Here is an 18,674-nt window from a genome sequence, read left to right as displayed (position 1 = left end):
CGCCGGACGCGCAATCCATAGCGGAATTTTGGTACGATTAAAAGTGAAAAATTGAATGGACTATTGTTCCATATGGTGCATGTTCAGACGTTTTTTCACAAACTCTATTGACATTTGGACTGATTAAGATTTTATTTTTTATAAGTTTGGTCATACCAAAAAGCGAGAATTGATACATGCTCGACCTGACATCCAGTGAGCAAAGCACCGCCCGCTACGCGATGTTCATCAATGGCAAATGGGTCGAGAGCGGCAATCGTGCCGTCATCGAGGTCGAGAATCCGGCGGATCAGTCAATTATCGCAACCATTCCCGAAGGCAGCGCCGAGGATGCGCGGGCAGCCCTGGAAGCCGCGGCGAAAGCACAGCCCGGATGGGAAGCGCTTCCGGCGATCGAGCGCGGGCGTCTCGTATCGCGCCTGGCTGATGCCGTGTCGACCCACAGCGAACGGCTTGCGCGCATCGTGGTCTCCGAGCAAGGCAAGCCACTCAACCAGGCCGTGGGCGAAATCGGCGCAGTGGAGACCTTTTTGCGTTATGCGGCGGAAAACGCCCGGCGCATCGAGGGCGATATCCTGCCCTCGGACAATGCCGATGAGGAAATCTGGATCAGACGGCGGCCCTACGGCGTCGCCGTCGGCCTGACGGCCTGGAACTATCCGGCCGCGCTGGCGGCGAGAAAGCTCGGTCCGGCTCTCGTTGCCGGCAACTGCTTCGTGCTTCTTTCGCATGAATTCACGCCGCTTTCCGGTCTGGAGCTCGCCCGGCTCGCTGAAAAAGCCGGATTACCGCAAGGCGTTTTCAACGTTGTCACCGGGCGTGGTCCCGTCATCGGACGGGCATTGGTGGAGAGCGGCCTCTCAGACCTCGTCACCATGACGGGCAGCACCCGTGCGGGACGAGAAATCTACGGCTCAGGCGCCGCGCAACTGAAGGTCCTGAGACTGGAACTCGGCGGCAAGGCACCGTTCATCGTCATGGAGGACGCCGATATCGACGCCGCCGTCTCCGCCGCCGTGCAGGCCCGCTACACCAATTGCGGTCAGGTCTGCACCTGCAGCGAGCGGATCTATCTGCATGACAGCATCGCCGACGAATTCACCGATAAATTTGTCGCGGTCTCACGGGACCTGTCAATCGGCGACCCACTGTCAAATCCCGATATCGGAGCCAAGATCAGCGGCGGCGAAGTGGAAAAGATCAAGGCCATCGTCGATGACGGTGTCGGGGCCGGCGCCGAAATCCTGCTCGAAGGCGGCCCGTTGACATCCGGCCGCTACAGCCGTGGCCACTGGTATGCACCGACCGTCCTCGCCGTCGACGAAAACAGCTCGCCGCTGATGCAGAAGGAAATCTTCGGACCGGTCGTACCGATCATGAAGGTCGGCGATTTCGAGCAGGCCGTGGCACTGGCGAACGATACGGAGTACGGGCTGTCCGCCTACCTTTTCACTAAAAATATCAAACGGTTGATGGAGGTATCTCACAGATTGAATTTCGGCGAGATCTACTTCAACCGCAGCAATGGCGAACAGGTTCAGGGATTCCATACCGGCTGGGGTCAGTCGGGACTGGGAGGCGAAGACGGCAAGTACGGCTTCGACGGGTATCTGCGCAAGCAGACATCTTATGTAAATTGGGCCTAACGGGCCCGGCAGAGGAACGGAGCGGGGGAGCCGCGCCGTCGATAATGGAGGAGACTATGAACAGAAGAACTTTGCTTGGCACAGTGGCCGCCGCCGCAATCGGCTTTGCCGGATTCGCGACCGCCGGATTTACCAGCGATTTGCCGCCGCTGGAGAAGAAGGACCGCTACAAGGTCGGCTTTGCCCAGATGGAAAGCAACAATCCCTGGCGCATCGCCGAAACCAAATCGTTCCATGCAACGGCTGAGGCATGCAACTGGGATCTTGTCGCCACCGATGCTGCAGGTTCGGCCGCCAAGCAGGTCGCCGATGTCGACTCCATGATCGCCCAGGGCATCGACGTGCTGTTCCTTCCGCCACGCGAGGAAAAGCCGCTCATCCCGGCCGTGATGAAGGCCAAGGCAGCCGGCATTCCGACTTTCCTCGTCGACCGTTCGGTCGACCCGAACGTCGCCAAGCCGGGCGAACACTACGTCGCCTTTCTCGGCTCCGACTTTGTCGACCAGGGCCGGCGCGTCGCCGAATGGACACTCGCCAACTTCAAGGGTGACAAGGGCATTATCGTGGAACTTGAGGGAACCACCGGATCATCTCCGGCCAATGACCGCAAGAAGGGCTTCGACGATGTCATGGCAAAGCACGACAACATGACCATTGTGGCCTCGCAGAGCGGCGATTTCGCCCGCGACCTAGGCCGCCAGGTCATGGAAACGCTGCTGCAGGCGCATCCCGACGTCAACATCGTTTATGCCCATAACGATGAAATGGCGATCGGCGCCATCCAGGCCCTGGAACTGGCCGGCCGCAAGCCGGGCGATGACGTACTCGTCGTTTCGATCGACGGAACGCGTGACGCGCTCCAGGCGATCATCGACGGCAAGATGGGCGTGACCGTCGAATCCTCGCCCTTCTTCGGGCCGCTGGCCTGCGAAACGATGAACCGCTACGCTGCGGGCGAGGACATCGAGCACTGGGTGCAGGTCAAGGACCGCATCTTCACGGCAGAGAACGCCGCCGATCACGTAGACGAAGCCTACTGATCCTCCCTGCGGGAGAGGCGCCAACTTGTGCCGCCTCTCCCGCTTTATTCGGAGCGTCTCATGCATTCTCTTTTGTCAATGAAAGGCATCGACAAGGCCTTCTCGAGTGTGCCTGCCCTGCGGCAGGCACATCTGGAGGTTGCCCCCGGGGAAGTCCATGCTTTGATCGGACAAAACGGCGCCGGCAAATCCACGATGATCAAGATATTGACCGGCGTATATCGCAGGGATGGCGGTGATGTGCGCTTCGACGACAAGCCGGCCGATATTTCGAACCCCGGACAGGCGCAGAAATCCGGCATCGCCACAATCTATCAGGAACTCAATCTCGTGCCGCTGCGCAGCGTCACCGAAAACGTCGTCATGGGCTACGAACCCAGACGGCTGGGAATGCTCATCGACTGGCGCACCGCGCATCGCCGCACACGCGAAATCCTGGCGCGCTTCGGCATCGATATCGACGTCAGGGCGCCGCTTGGCAGTTACTCCACGGCCATTCGGCAACTCGTCGCGATCGCGCGAGCCGTATCGCTCGATGCCAAACTCGTCATTATGGACGAGCCGACTTCTTCGCTCGACGACCGGGAAGTGGAGGTGCTTTTCGGCGTCGTCCGGGAGTTGAAGAACTCTGGCGTCTCGGTGCTCTATGTGTCCCACTTTCTCGACGAACTGTTTCAGATCTGCGACCGGGTGACGACCATGCGCGACGGCCAGACCGTCGCCGTCAGGAGCATCGCGGAGACCAGCAAACTGGAGCTTATCGCCGATATGCTCGGGCGCAATGTCGAAGACATCGAGGCCGCCGGCATGACCGATCTCGGCGGCGGAGAAAAACAGCTTGGAGACGTGCTTCTCGAAGCCGACGGCATCGCCACTGGCAGGCGGCTTTTTGAATTCGACCTTTCTGTCCGCCGCGGCGAGATCGTCGGCCTCGGCGGCCTTCTGGGATCGGGCAGGACCGAAGCCGGACGCGCACTGTTCGGTGTCGATGCCCTGACGGCCGGCGAAATCCGGCTGAAGGGCAAACGCTGGGCGCCGACCGGCCCGGCCGGCGCCATCGGCGACCGCATCGGCATGCTGACCGAGGACCGCAAGGCCGAAGGCATCGTGCCCGACATGTCGGTCCGCGAGAACATGACGCTGGCGCTGCTGCCCAGGCTGAGCCGCAACGGCCAGATCCAGACCGGCCGCGAACGCCAGATCGTCGAGGAATACATCAAGGCGCTGGGAATCAAGACATCCAATATGGATCAGCCGATCAGGGAGCTGTCCGGCGGTAATCAGCAGAAGGTTCTTCTTGCGCGCTGGCTGGCGACCGAACCGGAACTGCTGATCCTGGACGAGCCGACGCGCGGTGTCGACGTCGGCGCCAAGCTCGAGATCCAGGCGATTATCCGTCAATATGTCGACCGCGGTTTCGGTGTCGTGCTGATCAGCTCCGAATTCGAGGAACTGGTCGAGGGCGCTGACAGGATCGTCGTGCTGCAGGACGGCCATTCCGTCGCGACGCTCGAAAATCCGGGCATTACCGAAGATGCGCTGGTCAAGGCGATCGCCCATCACCACACCGGGGAGCACGCGTGATGTCCGACGGCTCCCTTTCCAACGGCAAGGCTGTTTCCCGGGCTCCGGCGCCTCTCTCGCTCGGCACTTTACGCAACCATGGCGGGCTCATTGCTCTCGTCCTCATTCTTGCCTTCAACGCGCTGTTCACGCCCAACTTCCTGCAGGTCCAGACGCTTTTTGTGAATATCAGCCAGGTCGCCACCATCGCCATCGTCGCCATCGGCATGACACTGGTAATCGCGACCGCTGGGATCGACCTTTCCGTCGGCGCGGTCATGGCCTTGGCGGGCGCCCTCGCCCCGCTGATCTTCCTGTCGGATTTCGGCCAGGCCTATCCGGCTCTCGGAATAGCCGCGGCATTCGTGCTGCCATTGCTTGCCGCATCGCTGTGCGGTCTCTTCAACGGGATCATGATCAGCTACCTGAATGTCCAGCCGATCATCGCGACGCTGATCCTGTTCATCTCCGGGCGCGGCATCGCGCAGGTGCTGACGAACGGCAACCTGCAGACTTTCAGCAATCCCTATTTCAGCTATCTCGGAACGGGCAAGATCCTCGGACTTCCGTTCCAGGGCTGGCTCGCGCTGGTGTTGGCCCTAGCGGTCTACTGGCTGGTCTCGCGCACCATATTCGGCCGCTATCTCCTCGCCGTCGGCGGCAATGAAAGGGCCGCCCGCCTCGCCGGTGCTCCCGTCCGCATGGTCAAGATCGGCGCCTATGTCCTGTGCGCCTTCCTTTCCGGCATCGCGGGGCTGATTGTCGTCGCCATCAATTCGGCCTCCGATGCCGCCCGCAACGGCAACCTGATGGAGCTCGACGCCATCGCCGCTGCCGTCGTCGGCGGCGCGCTGCTGCAGGGCGGCCGGGCGCCAATCTTCGGCGCCATCCTCGGAGCGGTCATCATCCAGCTCGTGAAATACACCCTGCTTGCAAACGGCGTCGAGGACGAGGTCGCGCTGATCGCGAAGGCTGCGATCATCGTGCTGGCCGTCTACATCCAACAGGCGCGAAAGGAGTAGCCATGCCGGGTTCCGACGCATTCGACCTTCGACAGTTCCTGCGCGGCGACGGGCGCAATGCCGGCGTCTGGATCGCGCTGGCGGCGCTGATCCTCTTCGGTCTTGCCCGCTACGAGAACTTCGGCAGCGCCTACAACATCGTATCGTTCCTCAACTACAATTCGATGTTCATCATCATCTCGATCGGCATGTGCTTCGTCATCATGACCGGCGGCATCGATCTGTCCGTCGGCTCTGTCGCCGCCTTCGCGTCGGTCGTGGCCGCGTACCTGAGCCCTTACGGCATCGAGGTTGCCCTGCCGGGCGGCGTGCTCGCAGGAGCGGCCTTCGGCGCGATCAACGCCTTTTGCATCATCGCCATGCGCATTCCGCCCTTTATCGCGACACTCGCGACCATGCTCGCGGCCAAGGGCGGCGCGCTGGTGATCAGCGGCGCGCAGACGATCTCCGTCGACTGGGGCAGCAACTTCACCAAGCTCGGCATGGAGAAGGCCTTCAACATCCTTCCATGGACCATCGTCATCGTTGCCATCGTCGCCATCGTCCTTTGGGTGGTTCTGGAGCAAACCTCGCTGGGCCGGACGGTCCTTGCCATCGGCGGCAGCGAGGACGCCTCCAATCTGATGGGCCTGAAGGTCAATCGGGCCAAGGTGTTCGTCTATCTGCTGAGCGGCGGTTGCGCCGGGCTTGCCGGTGTCTTTCTCGCATCGGGATTCGGTGCCGGGCAGCCGCTCGAGGGCATCGGCTGGGAGCTTTCGGCCATCGCCTCCGTCGTTGTCGGCGGCACGCTCCTCACCGGCGGTCTCGGATCGGTGACGGCAACGGTGGCCGGGGCCCTGCTGCTCGGTCTGGTTTTCAACATTCTCAATTTCGAGAACGGGCGCGGCACCATCAGCCTCAGCGCCTACTGGCAGATGGTTATTCGCGGCGGATTCCTCTTCGTTGTCATCCTGCTGCAGACACGCATGAACGCTTCAAGACAGAAGGCAGGTTAGAAAATGGCGCGGATTGAACACATCGAGGCCGGATACTTCGCGGTGCCGCTCAGCGAGGTGCTGAGCGATGCCATGCACGGCGACCATTCCCATTTCGAATTGATCACTACGACCATTCGCCTCGACAACGGAATGGAGGGCATCGGATACACCTATACGGGCGGGCGCGGCGGTCGATCCATCCTGGCCATGATCGAGAACGACCTGGCGCCCTTCCTTGTCGGCCGGGACGCAGAGGACGTCGAAGCGCTCTATGACGCTATGCAGCTCTATGTCCATTATGTTGCGCGCGGCGGCATCGCGTCCTTCGCCATCTCCGCGCTGGATATCGCGCTCTGGGACCTGCGCGGCAAAACGCGCAACGAACCGCTTTGGGTCATGGCCGGCGGCACGTCCTCGCGCTGCAAGGCCTACCGTGGCGGCGTGGACCTGAACTTCCCGCTGCCGAAACTGCTCGACAGTGTTCGCGGCTATCTGGAAAACGGCTTCAATGCGGTCAAAATCAAGGTGGGTCAGCCGGAACTTAGCGAAGACGTCGAACGGCTCGCAGCGGTGCGCGATCTCATCGGACCCGATATCACCTTCATGGCCGATGCCAACTACGGAATGAGCGTCGAGCAGGCGATCGCGGCCAGCGTGGCGTTTAGACCCTTCGATCTCCTGTGGTTCGAAGAGCCGATCATTCCGGACAACTATGCCGGCTACGGCCGCATTGCCGATGCCACCGGCATGCCGCTCGCCATGGGCGAGAACCTGCACACCATCCACGAGTTCGAATACGCGATCGCCCAGGCAAAGCTCTCCTATCTCCAGCCTGACGCCTCCAATTGCGGCGGCGTCACCGGCTGGCTGCGCGCCGCGGCTCTGGCGCACAAGGCCGGCATCCCGGTTTGCAGCCATGGCATGCAGGAGCTGCATGTCAGCCTGGTATCGGCACAGCCGAATGCCGGGTGGCTGGAGGTGCACTCCTTCCCGATCGACAGCTATACGACCCGGCCGCTGGTGGTTGAAGATCATCTGGCAGTCGCACCCGACACACCCGGCACGGGCGTCACATTCGACTGGCAGAAACTGCACGCCGCACACGATCTCGCCGCTTAGACAGGACAATGATCATGGAAACCACCGCCGCCTTCTATGTGGGCGACCGACGATTTTCGATCGAACATGTGGAGACACCGCCACCTGGTCCAGGCGAAGTCCAGATCGACGTTGCCTATTGCGGCATCTGCGGAACCGATCTCCATGTGTATCAGGGCCACATGGACGCGCGTGTCGGCGCGCACCGGGTCATCGGGCACGAGATGTCCGGCACCGTGGCGGCTGTCGGCGAAGGCGTGACCGGATTTGAGCCCGGCGATCCGGTGGTGGTCAGGCCGCTCGATCATTGCGGCGCCTGCCCGGCCTGCGAACGCGGCCATCAGCACATCTGCCAGAACCTGAAGTTTCTCGGGCTCGACACGGACGGCGCCTTCCAGCAGAAATGGACCGTTCCCGCCCATACGCTGCACCGTCTTCCCCCCGGGCTTGCCCTCGCCCATGCGGCCCTCATCGAGCCGCTGGCCGTTGCCTGCCACGACGTTCGGCGCGGCAGGGTCGGCAACGGCGATGATGTGCTGGTGATCGGCGGCGGCCCGATCGGCATGCTTGTGGCCATGGTGGCCCGCAACGCCGGTGGCACCGTGACGATTTCCGAAATCAACGAAAACCGCATTGCTCTTGCCCGCAAGCTCGGCTTCGCGGCGGTCAATCCGGCCGAGACCGATGTCGCCGGGGAAATTGCGGATGCGACCGGCGGCAAGGGCGCGGACGTGATCTTCGAGGTCTCCGGCAGCCAGCCGGGTGTCGATCTGATGACTGCCGTTGCGGCGACAAGGGCCCGCATTGTCATGGTCGCCATTCACGCGACCGCGCCGAAGGTCGATCTGTTCCAGTTCTTCTGGCGGGAGATCGAGATGTTCGGCGCGCGCGTCTACGAGCCTCAGGATTATGAAGAGGCAATGAAACTGCTTTTCGACGGTGTTATCGATGTTAATGAGATGATCACCGATATCAGGGGCCTGGAGCAATTGGGAGACGCGTTTGCGGAGCTCGCAGGCAACCCGCGCGCCATGAAAACACTCATCAAATGCAATGCGGAGGCCTGAGCGTGGGCGTATTGGACAAATTCGATCTTACGGGAAAAACCGCTCTTGTAACGGGGTGCAAGCGCGGTATCGGCCGCGGTATGGCCGAGGCGCTGGCGAGTGCCGGCGCCGACATCATCGGTGTCAGTGCCAGCCTTGAGCCGTCCGGCAGTGCCGTCGAGGAGGCCGTGGCGGCGCTCGGCAGAAAATTCAGCGCTTATCGATGTGACTTCTCGGATCGGCAGAATGTCCGGCAATTCGCCGAGACGGCTTTACGCGAACACCCGAAGATCGACATCCTCGTCAACAATGCCGGAACCATCAGGCGTGCGCCGGCCGTCGACCATGACGACGCTCTTTGGGACGAGGTCATCGAGGTCAATCTCTCGGCCCAGTTCGTCCTGACCCGGGAAATCGGCCGCGCGATGATCGAGCGGGGGGCCGGCAAGATCATCTTCACCGCCTCCCTGCTGACTTTCCAGGGCGGCATTACCGTTCCGGGATATTCGGCATCCAAGGGCGGCATCGGACAGCTGACGATGGCCTTCGCCAATGAGTGGGCGTCAAAGGGCGTCAATGTAAACGCCATCGCGCCAGGATACATCGACACCGACAACACCGAGGCATTGAGAAACGATCCGGACCGCTCGCGGGCGATCCTGGAGCGGATCCCGGCGGGCCGATGGGGCACACCAGAGGATTTCGCCGGCCCCATCGTCTTTCTCGCCTCGGAGGCATCCGATTACATGCACGGAACGATCGTCACCGTTGATGGCGGCTGGATGGGCAGGTGATATCGTTGGCTCCGCTGGCCGGATCTTGTTGCAGACAAGGAAATCACCAGCGAGGCTCACGCCCTGCGTCACCATATGCTCCGCCTCCCTCCGGTGAACAACCAACGTACGGAGGCGCTGTTTCTACAGCGCGGATATTCCGACTGGCACGTTTCGCGGATGACAGCGGACCATCGATCCGTTCCCGGCCTTGCCCGTGTCCTGCATCGCCCGCCAATCAGGCTCTGCGGACTGCTTTTTTTAGACGGCAAAACCCAAAATCAAGCCGGCACCAACGGCCATACCGATGACAAACCAAAGCAGGTCACGCGCTGTACCGGCAAGATTGCGAATGTCGGATGAGCGCGCTGTCTCCATCGGGACTGCCGGGACGGGACTTGTTTCGGCCATCGGGTTCGTTTCAACGGAAGCCGCTTGCGCAGCCGCCGCACGCTCCTTATCTGCATCGCCAAAATGGGCGGCGAATTTTCCGAAGAAGTCATCGGCCATTTTCTTGGCGATTCCCTGCAGCACCCGGCTGCCCACTGCCGCCAGCTTGCCGCCAAGTTCCGCGGCTGCCTCATAGCGCAGCAATGTACCGCCGTCGTCTGTCTCCGCCAGCGTGACCTGTGCGCGGCCCTTGGCAAAACCTGCGACACCCCCCTGCCCCTGACCGACAATCGTATAGCCGTTCGGTGCGTCGATATCGGACAGGACCACGTTGCCCTTCAGCCGTGCTTTCACGGCGCCCACCTTCATGGTGACCCGGCCGGTGAAATCCGTATCGGAGATCTTTTCAAGCGACTCGCATCCGGGAATGCAACGCTTGAGCACGTCCGGATCGTTCAGGGCCGCCCAGATTTCCTGGCGCGGGGCGGCGATGGTGTACTGGCCGGTCAGATTCATGCTGCAAGTGCTCCCTTTCAAGGCCGAACGAGCGGTCAGACCGAGCAGTAGCGGTCCTGGATTTCCTTGTTCTCCAACAGGTCCGCGGCGGGCGCTTCGTGCACGATGACACCCTGGTCCATGATGTAGGCCCGGTCCGATATGCCCAGCGCGCGCTCCACATTCTGTTCAACGAGAAGAATGGTCGTGCCCTGATCCTTCAGCCGGATGAACAGATCGAACATCTCGTCCACCAGAACCGGCATGATCCCCTCGGACGGTTCGTCCAGCATGATCATCTTCGGTTCCGATGCGGTGGCACGCGCGATCGCCAGCATCTGCTGTTCACCGCCGGACATGGTCTCGGCAACCTGATTCAGACGTTCCTTCAGCCGCGGGAACGTTTCTGCGATCCTGTCTATGACCGCTTCCTCCTGCCCTTTCAGCGCGGACGCGACCAGTCCCAGGCGCAGGTTCTCGCGTACGGTCAGTGCCGGCACGATGCGCCGGTCCTCCGGCACATATCCCAGACCGTGGTGATACCGGGCATGGGTCGATTCCATCAGAATGTCGCCCTGGTCATCGAAGCCGACCCGGCCCTTGCGCTTGGCGACCAGTCCCATGACCGTGCGCAGCGTGGTGGTCTTGCCTGCCCCGTTGCGGCCGATGACAGACACGATCTCGCCGGTATTCACGGTAAGTGAAATACCCTGAATTATGTGGCTGTGATCGTACCAGGCATGGAGATTTTCGACGGTCAGCATCAATGGCTCCCCTGTCCAAGATAGACACGGCGGACCTCGTCATTGTCGCGAATATCGTCGGGCGTCCCTTCCGCGAGCAGTTCGCCGTGGTGGAGCACGATCAGGTGGTTGGAAATGCCCATCACCAGTTTCATCTTGTGCTCGACCAGTATCACGGTGCGCTCGTCGGCAAGCCTGGTAATCAGATCCATCATGACCAGCGTTTCTTCCGGGCTCATGCCGGCGGTGGGCTCGTCAAGCAGCAACAGCCGCGGATCACAGGCCAGCGCCATGGCAATTTCCAGCGCCCGCTGCTCGCCATGGGCGAGATTTTCCGCATGACGTGTCCGGTGCTGCCGCAGGCCGACCAGGTCAAGCAGGTCAGCGGCCTGCTCCCGCATCTCGGTCAGCCGGCTGCGGGGAGTCCAGATATCGAAGCGCCGGTGCATGGCCTGGATGGCGATGCGCACATTTTCCAGCGCCGTCAACTCCGGAAACACGTTGGTGATCTGAAACGACTTGGCGATGCCGAGCCGTGCAAACGCGTATTGCGGGGTGCCGGTAATATCATGACCGTCAAATATCACCCGCCCCGCAGTTGGGGGAAATGCACCTGAAATAACATTGAAAAATGTACTCTTACCCGCCCCGTTCGGGCCGATAACAGCAGTGAGCTGACCCCGCGGAAACGATGCGCTGACATTGTTCAGGGCCGTGAATTTTCCGAAACGCTTGGTCACGCCTTCGGCGCGAATAATGTCTGTGGTCGTGGGCGTCATCGTGAAATCCAGTGCAGAAATGAACCCCAGATCCCGCGCGGGAAAAACAGCACGAAAATCATGAATATGGCACCCAGAAACAGCTGCCAGTGTGTCGTCATCAGGGTTATCGCGTCCTCCAGCATCAAAAACGCCATCGCCCCGATAAACGGTCCGAAGAACGTCCCCATGCCGCCCAGAAGAGCCATCATCACGGCCAGGCCGGACTGGTGGTAGTGCAGATATTCGATCGGCACGACGGACAGGTGAATGGCGCTCAAGGCACCGGCAAGGCCGCAAAACAGTCCCGACAGAACGAAAGTGACCCACTTGGTCAAGAGCACGTTGTAACCGCAAGCGCGCGCCCGGTTCTCGTTTTCGCGGATCGCCTCCAGCACAGCACCGAAGGGAGAGTTGAGGATGCGCGAGAACAGGAAGATCGCGACAGCCGTGAACGCCAGCATGATGTAGTATTTGCCCATCGGGTCCTGCATCATGTCCACAGTCGCGATGCCAAAGTCGACCGTCCTGACCGATACGCCGGTCAATCCGTCCTCGCCGCCGGAGTACTCCTCCATATGATAGATGATGTAATAGACGCACTGGGCCAGGGCGAGCGTCACCATGGCGAAGTAGATTCCCCTTGTGCGGATCGCCATCGCGCCCATGATCGCGGCGGTCAAGCCGGACATCAACACACCGACAAAGATCGCCGGCATCCAGGGTACGCCGAAGTGGACCATGGCAATGCCGGTCGCATAGGCGCCAGCACCGAAAAATGCCGCATGGCCGAATGACAGCACGCCCAGATAGCCGAAAACCATGTTGAAGCCGAGCGCGAACAGGCCGTATATCAGCACGTCGATGGCCAACGCCTTGTAGGGAGCGAGAAACGGAAACACCATTAGGAATATGATCACCGCAGCAACCCTGTGCTCGGCAATGAGACGCACCAGCCCGGCCAGCCGGCGGCCTGAAATCTGCACTTCCGCGACATTGTCCATCGGCTTGTTCATCCCATCAGTCCCTTCTGCCCGAACAGGCCCTGCGGGCGGATCAGCAGAACCGCCGCCATCAGGACAAACATGGAAAGGTCGGAAAAGTCCGGCCAGAACAGCGACGTGAAAGCGACAACGACGCCAACCAGCAATCCGGCAACCACGGCACCGATCAGCGACCCCATTCCGCCGACAACCGTGACCACGAAGGCTTCGACCAGCACCGTCGATCCCATATCCGGGATCACGCTGCGCATCGGCGCCGACAGGATGCCGGCAAGACCCGCAACACCGGTACCGATGGCGAAGACAATGAGCCAGACCCTCGATATGTCGACGCCGAGCACCCGCACGATTTCCGGATCACGCGCACCGGCGCGGATGATCAGCCCGTAGGATGTCCTTTCGATAAACAGCCAAAGGGCAAGGACGAGCAGCGCCGTCACCGCAATCAGGAAAAGCCGGTACAGCGGAAAATAGCCGATGCCGATATCAACGGCGCCACGCAGCAATGGCGGCGTATCGAACGGCACGCCCTCAAGGCCGTACAGGATGCGAACCAGCTCGACGAGAACCAGGCCGAGGCCGAAGGTCAAAAGCAGCGGATAATCGATACCACGGCCATAAAGCGGCCGCACCAGGAACCGTTCCACCGCCAATCCCAGCGTTCCGACCAGAATCGGCGCGAACACGAGTGAAATCCAGAAATTTCCGGTCAGCCCCAGCAGAAACACGCCGACATAGGCGCCGACCATATAGAACGCGCCATGCGCGAAATTGACCACCGTCAGGAGACCGAATATCAACGACAATCCGACCGCCAGCAGCACGAACACCGACCCGAGTGCGAGTCCCGTGAACAGCTGAAGAGCCAGGAGGTCCGGCGTAATTCCACTCATGAGCTATCATCCATCAACCGGCCGCGTTCATCGCTGAACGGTTCCGGAAATACGATTGTTGAAAGAAACTTGCGGGCCGCACCGGCGAGGGTGAGAAGCGGCCCGCACTGGGACTGCAGGCCTACCCGTGCCCCAGTTCCCCACAGGTCCGCAGCATTTTCTCATCGGCCGTTTCTTCGTAAACGACATTGAAGACATCGTATTCATCGGCCTGGTCGCCAGCATCCTTGCTTTCGATGATGTAGACCGGCTGCACAGACTGGTGATCGCATTGCCGATAGTATTGCTGGCCCTTGTAGAGATCGTATTTGAGATTTTCCAAGGCGGCCACAACCGCGTCCGCATCGGTCGTGCCTGCCGCGGAAACGGCCTTAAGCAATCCACCGACGCCGGCATAGCCATAAGCGCCGTAGTCGGAGGGCGGCGAACCGTCATTCAGCTTGCGATAGGCATCGTTGAACGCCTTTGCGGTAGGCACCGTGTCTTCTATACCCCAGTAAAAATTGGTGCCGCCTACGACACCGGAATAGGCATCGGCCCCACCGGCGCGGCGCTGATTGTACAAAAGAGCCGGCGCAACCATGCGCATGCGCTCCTTCATGCCGAAATTGGTTGCCTGTTTCAGCGAATTCATCTGGTCGTAGCCGAAATTGCAAAGGCAAAGAACGTCCGGCTTGGCAGCCTGAATGCGCGGCAGGAACGTGGAATAATCCTTGGTCGCCAGGGGGTGTTTGACCTCGGCAACGACTTCAATGCCGAACTCCTCGCCCGCGCGCTTGAAACCGCGTGCCATTTCATGGCCGTAGGCATAGTCGGCGATGAGAAACGCGACACGCTTGTTCTCGCGAGGGAATACGTAGCGGCCAACTGCGCCGGCCGTCATATGCGGGTTCATCGCCTCATGGAACGTGTATTTCGAGAAATGTTTCTCCTCGTTGATCGCGTCGGATTGCGAGATGGAGACATAAGGTATGCCGCGATCCTTGCAGATGGTGTTGACGGCCAGTTGCACCGATGCAGACAGCGATCCTGAAACAAAGTGAACGCCGTCATTTTCGATCAGTTCCTGCGCGCGCTTTGCCGCTTCACCGGATTTGAGCTTGTCGTCGCGAACAAGCAGTTCCGCCATGCGGCCGTTCATCCCGCCGGCCGCGTTGAATTCGTCGACGGCCATTTGCGCGCAGCGTGCCTGTTCCTTTGCTTCCGAGCCGTAGGGCCCGGTCAGCGGAACGGGAAAACCGATTTTGATGGGATCGCCCGCGGCCCTTGCGATATTGAACGAGAACGGGCTCGTGCCCAGCACCACGGCGCCAGCGGCCGCCGATTTCAAGACATCGCGTCTGCTTACCGTGGTCCGCCTCGTTTTTCCTTTGTCGTGTCTCATTTTGATCCTCCCTGATCTCAACTTCATGCATTGACTGCAACGCGGGGCTTCGAGTTTTCTCCCACTCAAAATCCGCGCTACGCCCTCCCAAGACCCTTCAGAATTTTGTCCGGTGTGAATGGCATGTGGGTCAGTGTCACGCCAAACGGATCAAGTGCGTCATTGATTGCGTTCATGACCGCGGCCGGAGCGCCGGCGGTTCCGGCTTCGCCTACGCCCTTGGCGCCCAGCTCCGAGGTTCCGGTCGGTGTCTCTATATGATCGACCACGATATCCGGCATTTCGGCCGCCATCGGCACAAGGTAATCGGCGAGCGAACCGTTCAGGAGCTGCCCTTCACTGCTGTAGAGGCATTCTTCGTAAAGCGCCGGTCCGAGGCCCTGGACGACGCCGCCGCGGGTCTGTTCGGCCACCAGCTTTGGATTGATGACACGGCCGCAATCCTCGACCACCCAATAATTGAGCAGGTTGACGATACCGGTCTCGACATCGACTTCCACATGGCAGGCATGGGCGGCGTTGGTGAATACGAACGGAAACTGTCGCTGGGTGTAGTGCCGGGTGGCGACCAGCTCGGGCTGCACATCTTTGGGCAGCGTGTCGCCGCGGAAATAAGCAATTCCACCGAGCTCGGAAAGCGGCATGCGCTCCTGTCCGGTGGCAATGTCGACAATGGATCCGTCGCGCACATCCAGGCGATCCGGCTTGGCTTGCAGGATTGCCGCCGCCAGGGCGATAATATTCTCTTTGAGCGCCTTTCCGGCCTGCAGGGCTGCTTCTCCGCCAATCCCGGCGCCGCGCGATGCCCAGGTACCGCCTCCATAGGGGACGATTTCGGTGTCGCCTGTCAGTACACGCACCTGATCAAGTGGCACACCGACCGCGGTTGCGGCGATCTGTGCGATGATCGTTTCGGTGCCCTGTCCTTGCTCGGTGACGCCGGTCGTGGCGGTAATGCCGCCGGTCGGGTCAAGCCGGATCGTGCAGCCATCCTGCGACGCAATACGCGCACCGCCAACGCCGTAGAAAGCCGGACTCGGATTTGTCACCTCTATGAGGCTGGCAAATCCGATGCCGCGATAGATATTCCTGTCGCGCATTTGTGCCTGAGCGTCACGCAACCCGGCGTAGTCCATGATCCCGACAAGCTTGTCGAGACACTGACGGTGGGACTGGCGTTCGTAGATGGCACCGGAGGGCGATGTATACGGGTATGCGTCATCCGGGATGAAACTGTTGTGCCGTACATCGACCGGATCGAGCCCCAGTTTCCGCGCCCCCAGATCCATGAGGTGCTCCCCGACCGCCACCGCGATCGGGTGGCCGACGCCGCGGTATTGGCACATGACGTTTTTGTTTTGAAAGACAACCTTGCCGTCGGCCCGGTAACTGGCATGTTTGTAGGGTCCGCCCGTCAGGTTGACCACCTGGTTCAGTTCAATGCCGCTGGTGCGCGGGTAGACTGAATAGGGACCAATTCCCGTGACATCATCCATGTCTATGGCCAGCAATTCGCCGCCGCTGTTGAACGCCGCACGCGCCTTCACCACATGATCGCGGGCATGGACGTCAGTGACGAAGCTTTCGAGCCGGTCGGCGATGAACTTGACCGGACGGCCCAGAATCACAGCTATGGCTCCGGCCGCCATCTCGTCCGAATAGGTGTGGATTTTGATGCCGAAAGAACCGCCTACATCCCTGCAGATGACACGGACCTTGTTCTCGTCAAGCCCGAGGTGCTTGGCAAAGAGGTTCTTCGACATATGCGGACACTGCACCGACATGTAGAGCGTCAGTTCGCCTTCCGCCCTGCTGTAGTCACAGATGATTGAGCGCGGCTCCATCGGCACGCCCGTGTGCCGATTAAAATGGAAGGTATCTTCAACCACTGCTGCGGCATCGGCAAAGGCGGCATCGACGTCGCCCGAGTCAATTACGCGGTGAAAGCACAGATTATCGCCCAGCTCCGGGTGGATTACCGGCGTATCAGGCGCCAGGGCCGTTTCCATGTCCGTGACCGGCGTCAGCTCCTCATATTCGACAAATATCTGTTCGGCGGCGTCCTCCGCGACGGCCCGCGAAACGGCCGCGACCGCCGCTACCGGTTCTCCCTGCCAAAATACTTTGCCGTTCGCCAGGGGCCACTGCTCGGCGGACTTGATGCCTTTCAGATGATCGAGCACGCCGGTCCAGGGTGTTATGACATCGCGAATGTCGTTCATCGTGAAGACACCGACAACGCCTGGAACTGCCCGCGCCTCGTCCGTATCGATAGAAACAACTTTTGCATGGGCGAAGGCGCTGCGGTGAAACGCCAGATGCACCATGCGGGGCAGACAGATATCATCGACATAGGTGCCGCATCCCTGCACCAGCCGCCTGGCGTTCGGTCTCGGCACGGTCTTGCCGACATAGGAGTTGGGCCGGTCCAGAACGGAGGGTTTCAGATGCTCGTTCATCACGTCCGCTCCGCCCGTTGCCTGGCGACCTGCTCGACGGCATCGACAATCGCCTGGTAGCCGGTGCACCGGCAGTAATTGCCCGACAGATGTTCACGGATTTCGGTACGGGTCGGTGAAACGTTTTCCTGCAACAGCTCATCCGCCGTCAGCAGCATTCCGGGCGTGCAAAATCCGCACTGCAGTGCATTGTTTTCTATGAACGCATCCTGCAGGTCCGCAACACAGCCATTGCCCGTGGCACCCTCTATCGTCTCGACCTCCAGACCGTCGCACTGGACGGCCAATGTCAGGCAGCCCCGGGCCGTTCTGCCGTCGACCCGGATCGTGCAGGCGCCGCATACCCCGTGCTCGCATCCGACATGCGTGCCGGTAAACCCTTCCGCACGCAGAAAGTCGGCCAGGCTGAGCCGGGGTTCGACTGCGCGCGTCGCCGGCTCGCCGTTGATTGTTATGGTAATGGCAAGCGGCCCGGTCATGCGTGCGCTCCCTGCTTTGCAAAACTTTCCACCGCACGCCGTGTCAACACCTGCATCATGGTCAGCTTGGCCGCGCCCGACGTGGTGAGATCGTCGAACGGGGAAATGTCGTCGGCGATGGCGCTGCAGATGGCATCGGCGTCCATGTCCTGAAGCAGAATTCCCTGCAATGCCTGCTCGGCGTGCGGCGCACGCACGGCCACCTCACCCACCGCGAAAAACGCCAGCCGCACATCGGTGATGAACCCGCTGCGCACGGTTGCCTGGGAGGCAAGGCCCGCCATCGCGTAGTCGCCCCTGCGTCGCGCAACTTCGTCAAAAAAGGTCACATTTTCGGACATCACCTTGGGCACATCGACCGAAATGAGAACTTCATCGTCGGCCAGACACGTCATATAGGTGCCCAGGAAGAAGTCCCGTGCGGATATCGAACGCGGGCCGGATTTTCCGTCGATGTTGAGGCGGGCATCGAGGGCCAGCACGCAGGCAGGCAACTCCGCAGCCGGATCCGCGTGGCACAGCGATCCGCCAAAGGTGCCGCGATTGCGGATCGCCGCGTGCGCGATGTTCGGCATAGCCATCGCGATCAACGGGGCATGTTCTGCCACCTCGGGCGCATTGAGAACCTCAACATGACGGCACATGGCGCCGATGCGAAGCACATCGTCCCGCACCTCGATCCCGCGAAGCTCGGTCACGCCGGAAATGTCAATAAGAACCTCGGGGGCGGCAAATCGCATGTTCATGGTGGGGATGAGGCTTTGTCCGCCGGCCAACACCTTGGCCTCGTCGCCCCTCTCCTCCAACACCGTGAGAACCTCGTCCAATGATCCGGCTCGGACATATTCGAACGCCGTCGGCTTCAAGCCAGTTCCTCCCGCTGCCGTTATTTATCATTTGATAA

Annotated in this window: 17 protein-coding genes; 8 read left to right on the top strand and 9 right to left on the bottom strand. The window is 60.8% G+C overall.

Translation table 11 applies throughout. The features are described from left to right. Positions 1–176: 176 nt before the first annotated feature. From E4M07_RS22695 to E4M07_RS22660, 8 genes are read left to right on the top strand one after another with little or no spacing between them, the layout of a single operon-like run. Positions 177–1,646, top strand: a complete 1,470-nt coding sequence (locus E4M07_RS22695; RefSeq protein ID WP_206057368.1) for an aldehyde dehydrogenase family protein — start codon at positions 177–179, stop codon at positions 1,644–1,646. Between the two features lie 56 nt (positions 1,647–1,702). After that, entirely contained in the window at positions 1,703–2,686 is a 984-nt protein-coding gene (locus E4M07_RS22690; RefSeq protein ID WP_136660690.1) for an ABC transporter substrate-binding protein, read from the top strand. A 60-nt stretch (positions 2,687–2,746) separates the two neighbouring features. Continuing rightward, the gene (locus E4M07_RS22685; protein ID WP_206057366.1) at positions 2,747–4,270 is read left to right on the top strand and encodes a sugar ABC transporter ATP-binding protein; all 1,524 of its coding nucleotides are present in this window, start codon (positions 2,747–2,749) and stop codon (positions 4,268–4,270) included. After that, entirely contained in the window at positions 4,270–5,271 is a 1,002-nt protein-coding gene (locus tag E4M07_RS22680; RefSeq protein WP_136660689.1) for an ABC transporter permease, read from the top strand. Before E4M07_RS22685 ends, E4M07_RS22680 begins: the two co-directional genes overlap by 1 nt. Before the next feature lie 2 nt (positions 5,272–5,273). Further along, entirely contained in the window at positions 5,274–6,266 is a 993-nt protein-coding gene (locus E4M07_RS22675) for an ABC transporter permease (RefSeq protein ID WP_136660688.1), read from the top strand. A gap of 3 nt (positions 6,267–6,269) precedes the next feature. After that, positions 6,270–7,367 (top strand): mandelate racemase/muconate lactonizing enzyme family protein, encoded by a 1,098-nt coding sequence (locus E4M07_RS22670; protein ID WP_136660687.1) that lies wholly within the window; start codon positions 6,270–6,272, stop codon positions 7,365–7,367. A gap of 14 nt (positions 7,368–7,381) precedes the next feature. Continuing rightward, on the top strand, positions 7,382–8,413 hold the full coding sequence (locus E4M07_RS22665) for an alcohol dehydrogenase catalytic domain-containing protein (protein WP_136660686.1): 1,032 nt from the start codon (positions 7,382–7,384) through the stop codon (positions 8,411–8,413). After that, positions 8,395–9,186, top strand: coding sequence for an SDR family NAD(P)-dependent oxidoreductase (locus E4M07_RS22660; RefSeq protein WP_206057365.1), 792 nt, complete (start codon positions 8,395–8,397; stop codon positions 9,184–9,186). The genes E4M07_RS22665 and E4M07_RS22660 overlap by 19 nt, the downstream gene beginning before the upstream one ends. 240 nt (positions 9,187–9,426) lie before the next feature. Here the strand turns inward: E4M07_RS22660 and E4M07_RS22655 are convergent, their stop codons facing one another. The 9 genes from E4M07_RS22655 to E4M07_RS22615 all read right to left on the bottom strand — a co-directional run bounded on the left by E4M07_RS22655 (position 9,427) and on the right by E4M07_RS22615 (position 18,636). Beyond that, complete coding sequence (locus E4M07_RS22655) at positions 9,427–10,071, bottom strand: carbon monoxide dehydrogenase subunit G (RefSeq protein WP_136660684.1); 645 nt, start codon at positions 10,069–10,071, stop codon at positions 9,427–9,429. 35 nt (positions 10,072–10,106) lie between these two features. Beyond that, on the bottom strand, positions 10,107–10,814 hold the full coding sequence (locus tag E4M07_RS22650; protein WP_136660683.1) for an ABC transporter ATP-binding protein: 708 nt from the start codon (positions 10,812–10,814) through the stop codon (positions 10,107–10,109). Further along, a complete protein-coding gene (locus E4M07_RS22645; protein WP_136660682.1) occupies positions 10,814–11,572 on the bottom strand; it encodes an ABC transporter ATP-binding protein in 759 nt (252 codons plus the stop codon). Before E4M07_RS22645 ends, E4M07_RS22650 begins: the two co-directional genes overlap by 1 nt. Beyond that, positions 11,569–12,567, bottom strand: coding sequence for a branched-chain amino acid ABC transporter permease (locus E4M07_RS22640; RefSeq protein ID WP_246660563.1), 999 nt, complete (start codon positions 12,565–12,567; stop codon positions 11,569–11,571). Before E4M07_RS22640 ends, E4M07_RS22645 begins: the two co-directional genes overlap by 4 nt. Then, the gene (locus E4M07_RS22635) at positions 12,564–13,448 is read right to left on the bottom strand and encodes a branched-chain amino acid ABC transporter permease (RefSeq protein ID WP_136660681.1); all 885 of its coding nucleotides are present in this window, start codon (positions 13,446–13,448) and stop codon (positions 12,564–12,566) included. The genes E4M07_RS22640 and E4M07_RS22635 overlap by 4 nt, the downstream gene beginning before the upstream one ends. 121 nt (positions 13,449–13,569) lie before the next feature. Beyond that, complete coding sequence (locus E4M07_RS22630; protein WP_136660680.1) at positions 13,570–14,832, bottom strand: ABC transporter substrate-binding protein; 1,263 nt, start codon at positions 14,830–14,832, stop codon at positions 13,570–13,572. 77 nt (positions 14,833–14,909) lie between these two features. After that, positions 14,910–17,291 (bottom strand): xanthine dehydrogenase family protein molybdopterin-binding subunit, encoded by a 2,382-nt coding sequence (locus E4M07_RS22625; protein ID WP_136660679.1) that lies wholly within the window; start codon positions 17,289–17,291, stop codon positions 14,910–14,912. Beyond that, positions 17,291–17,770, bottom strand: coding sequence for a (2Fe-2S)-binding protein (locus tag E4M07_RS22620; RefSeq protein WP_136660678.1), 480 nt, complete (start codon positions 17,768–17,770; stop codon positions 17,291–17,293). Before E4M07_RS22620 ends, E4M07_RS22625 begins: the two co-directional genes overlap by 1 nt. After that, on the bottom strand, positions 17,767–18,636 hold the full coding sequence (locus E4M07_RS22615; protein ID WP_136660677.1) for a xanthine dehydrogenase family protein subunit M: 870 nt from the start codon (positions 18,634–18,636) through the stop codon (positions 17,767–17,769). Before E4M07_RS22615 ends, E4M07_RS22620 begins: the two co-directional genes overlap by 4 nt. Between the last annotated feature and the right edge of the window lie 38 nt (positions 18,637–18,674).

This window comes from Nitratireductor sp. XY-223, from assembly GCF_004959855.1.
Lineage (GTDB): Bacteria > Pseudomonadota > Alphaproteobacteria > Rhizobiales > Rhizobiaceae > Hoeflea_A.
The sequence above is the reverse complement of the archived record's forward strand: the minus strand, read 5'-3'. Positions and strand labels throughout refer to the sequence as shown.

Bases quoted from the DNA above. Each gene is read 5' to 3' on its own strand.
- E4M07_RS22695 (WP_206057368.1), top strand. From the start codon at position 177: ATGCTCGACCTGACATCCAGTGAGCAAAGCACCGCCCGCTACGCGATG.
- E4M07_RS22690 (WP_136660690.1), top strand. From the start codon at position 1,703: ATGAACAGAAGAACTTTGCTTGGCACAGTGGCCGCCGCCGCAATCGGC.
- E4M07_RS22685 (WP_206057366.1), top strand. From the start codon at position 2,747: ATGCATTCTCTTTTGTCAATGAAAGGCATCGACAAGGCCTTCTCGAGT.
- E4M07_RS22680 (WP_136660689.1), top strand. From the start codon at position 4,270: ATGTCCGACGGCTCCCTTTCCAACGGCAAGGCTGTTTCCCGGGCTCCG.
- E4M07_RS22675 (WP_136660688.1), top strand. From the start codon at position 5,274: ATGCCGGGTTCCGACGCATTCGACCTTCGACAGTTCCTGCGCGGCGAC.
- E4M07_RS22670 (WP_136660687.1), top strand. From the start codon at position 6,270: ATGGCGCGGATTGAACACATCGAGGCCGGATACTTCGCGGTGCCGCTC.
- E4M07_RS22665 (WP_136660686.1), top strand. From the start codon at position 7,382: ATGGAAACCACCGCCGCCTTCTATGTGGGCGACCGACGATTTTCGATC.
- E4M07_RS22660 (WP_206057365.1), top strand. From the start codon at position 8,395: ATGCAATGCGGAGGCCTGAGCGTGGGCGTATTGGACAAATTCGATCTT.
- E4M07_RS22655 (WP_136660684.1), bottom strand. From the start codon at position 10,071: ATGAATCTGACCGGCCAGTACACCATCGCCGCCCCGCGCCAGGAAATC.
- E4M07_RS22650 (WP_136660683.1), bottom strand. From the start codon at position 10,814: ATGCTGACCGTCGAAAATCTCCATGCCTGGTACGATCACAGCCACATA.
- E4M07_RS22645 (WP_136660682.1), bottom strand. From the start codon at position 11,572: ATGACGCCCACGACCACAGACATTATTCGCGCCGAAGGCGTGACCAAG.
- E4M07_RS22640 (WP_246660563.1), bottom strand. From the start codon at position 12,567: ATGAACAAGCCGATGGACAATGTCGCGGAAGTGCAGATTTCAGGCCGC.
- E4M07_RS22635 (WP_136660681.1), bottom strand. From the start codon at position 13,448: ATGAGTGGAATTACGCCGGACCTCCTGGCTCTTCAGCTGTTCACGGGA.
- E4M07_RS22630 (WP_136660680.1), bottom strand. From the start codon at position 14,832: ATGAGACACGACAAAGGAAAAACGAGGCGGACCACGGTAAGCAGACGC.
- E4M07_RS22625 (WP_136660679.1), bottom strand. From the start codon at position 17,291: ATGAACGAGCATCTGAAACCCTCCGTTCTGGACCGGCCCAACTCCTAT.
- E4M07_RS22620 (WP_136660678.1), bottom strand. From the start codon at position 17,770: ATGACCGGGCCGCTTGCCATTACCATAACAATCAACGGCGAGCCGGCG.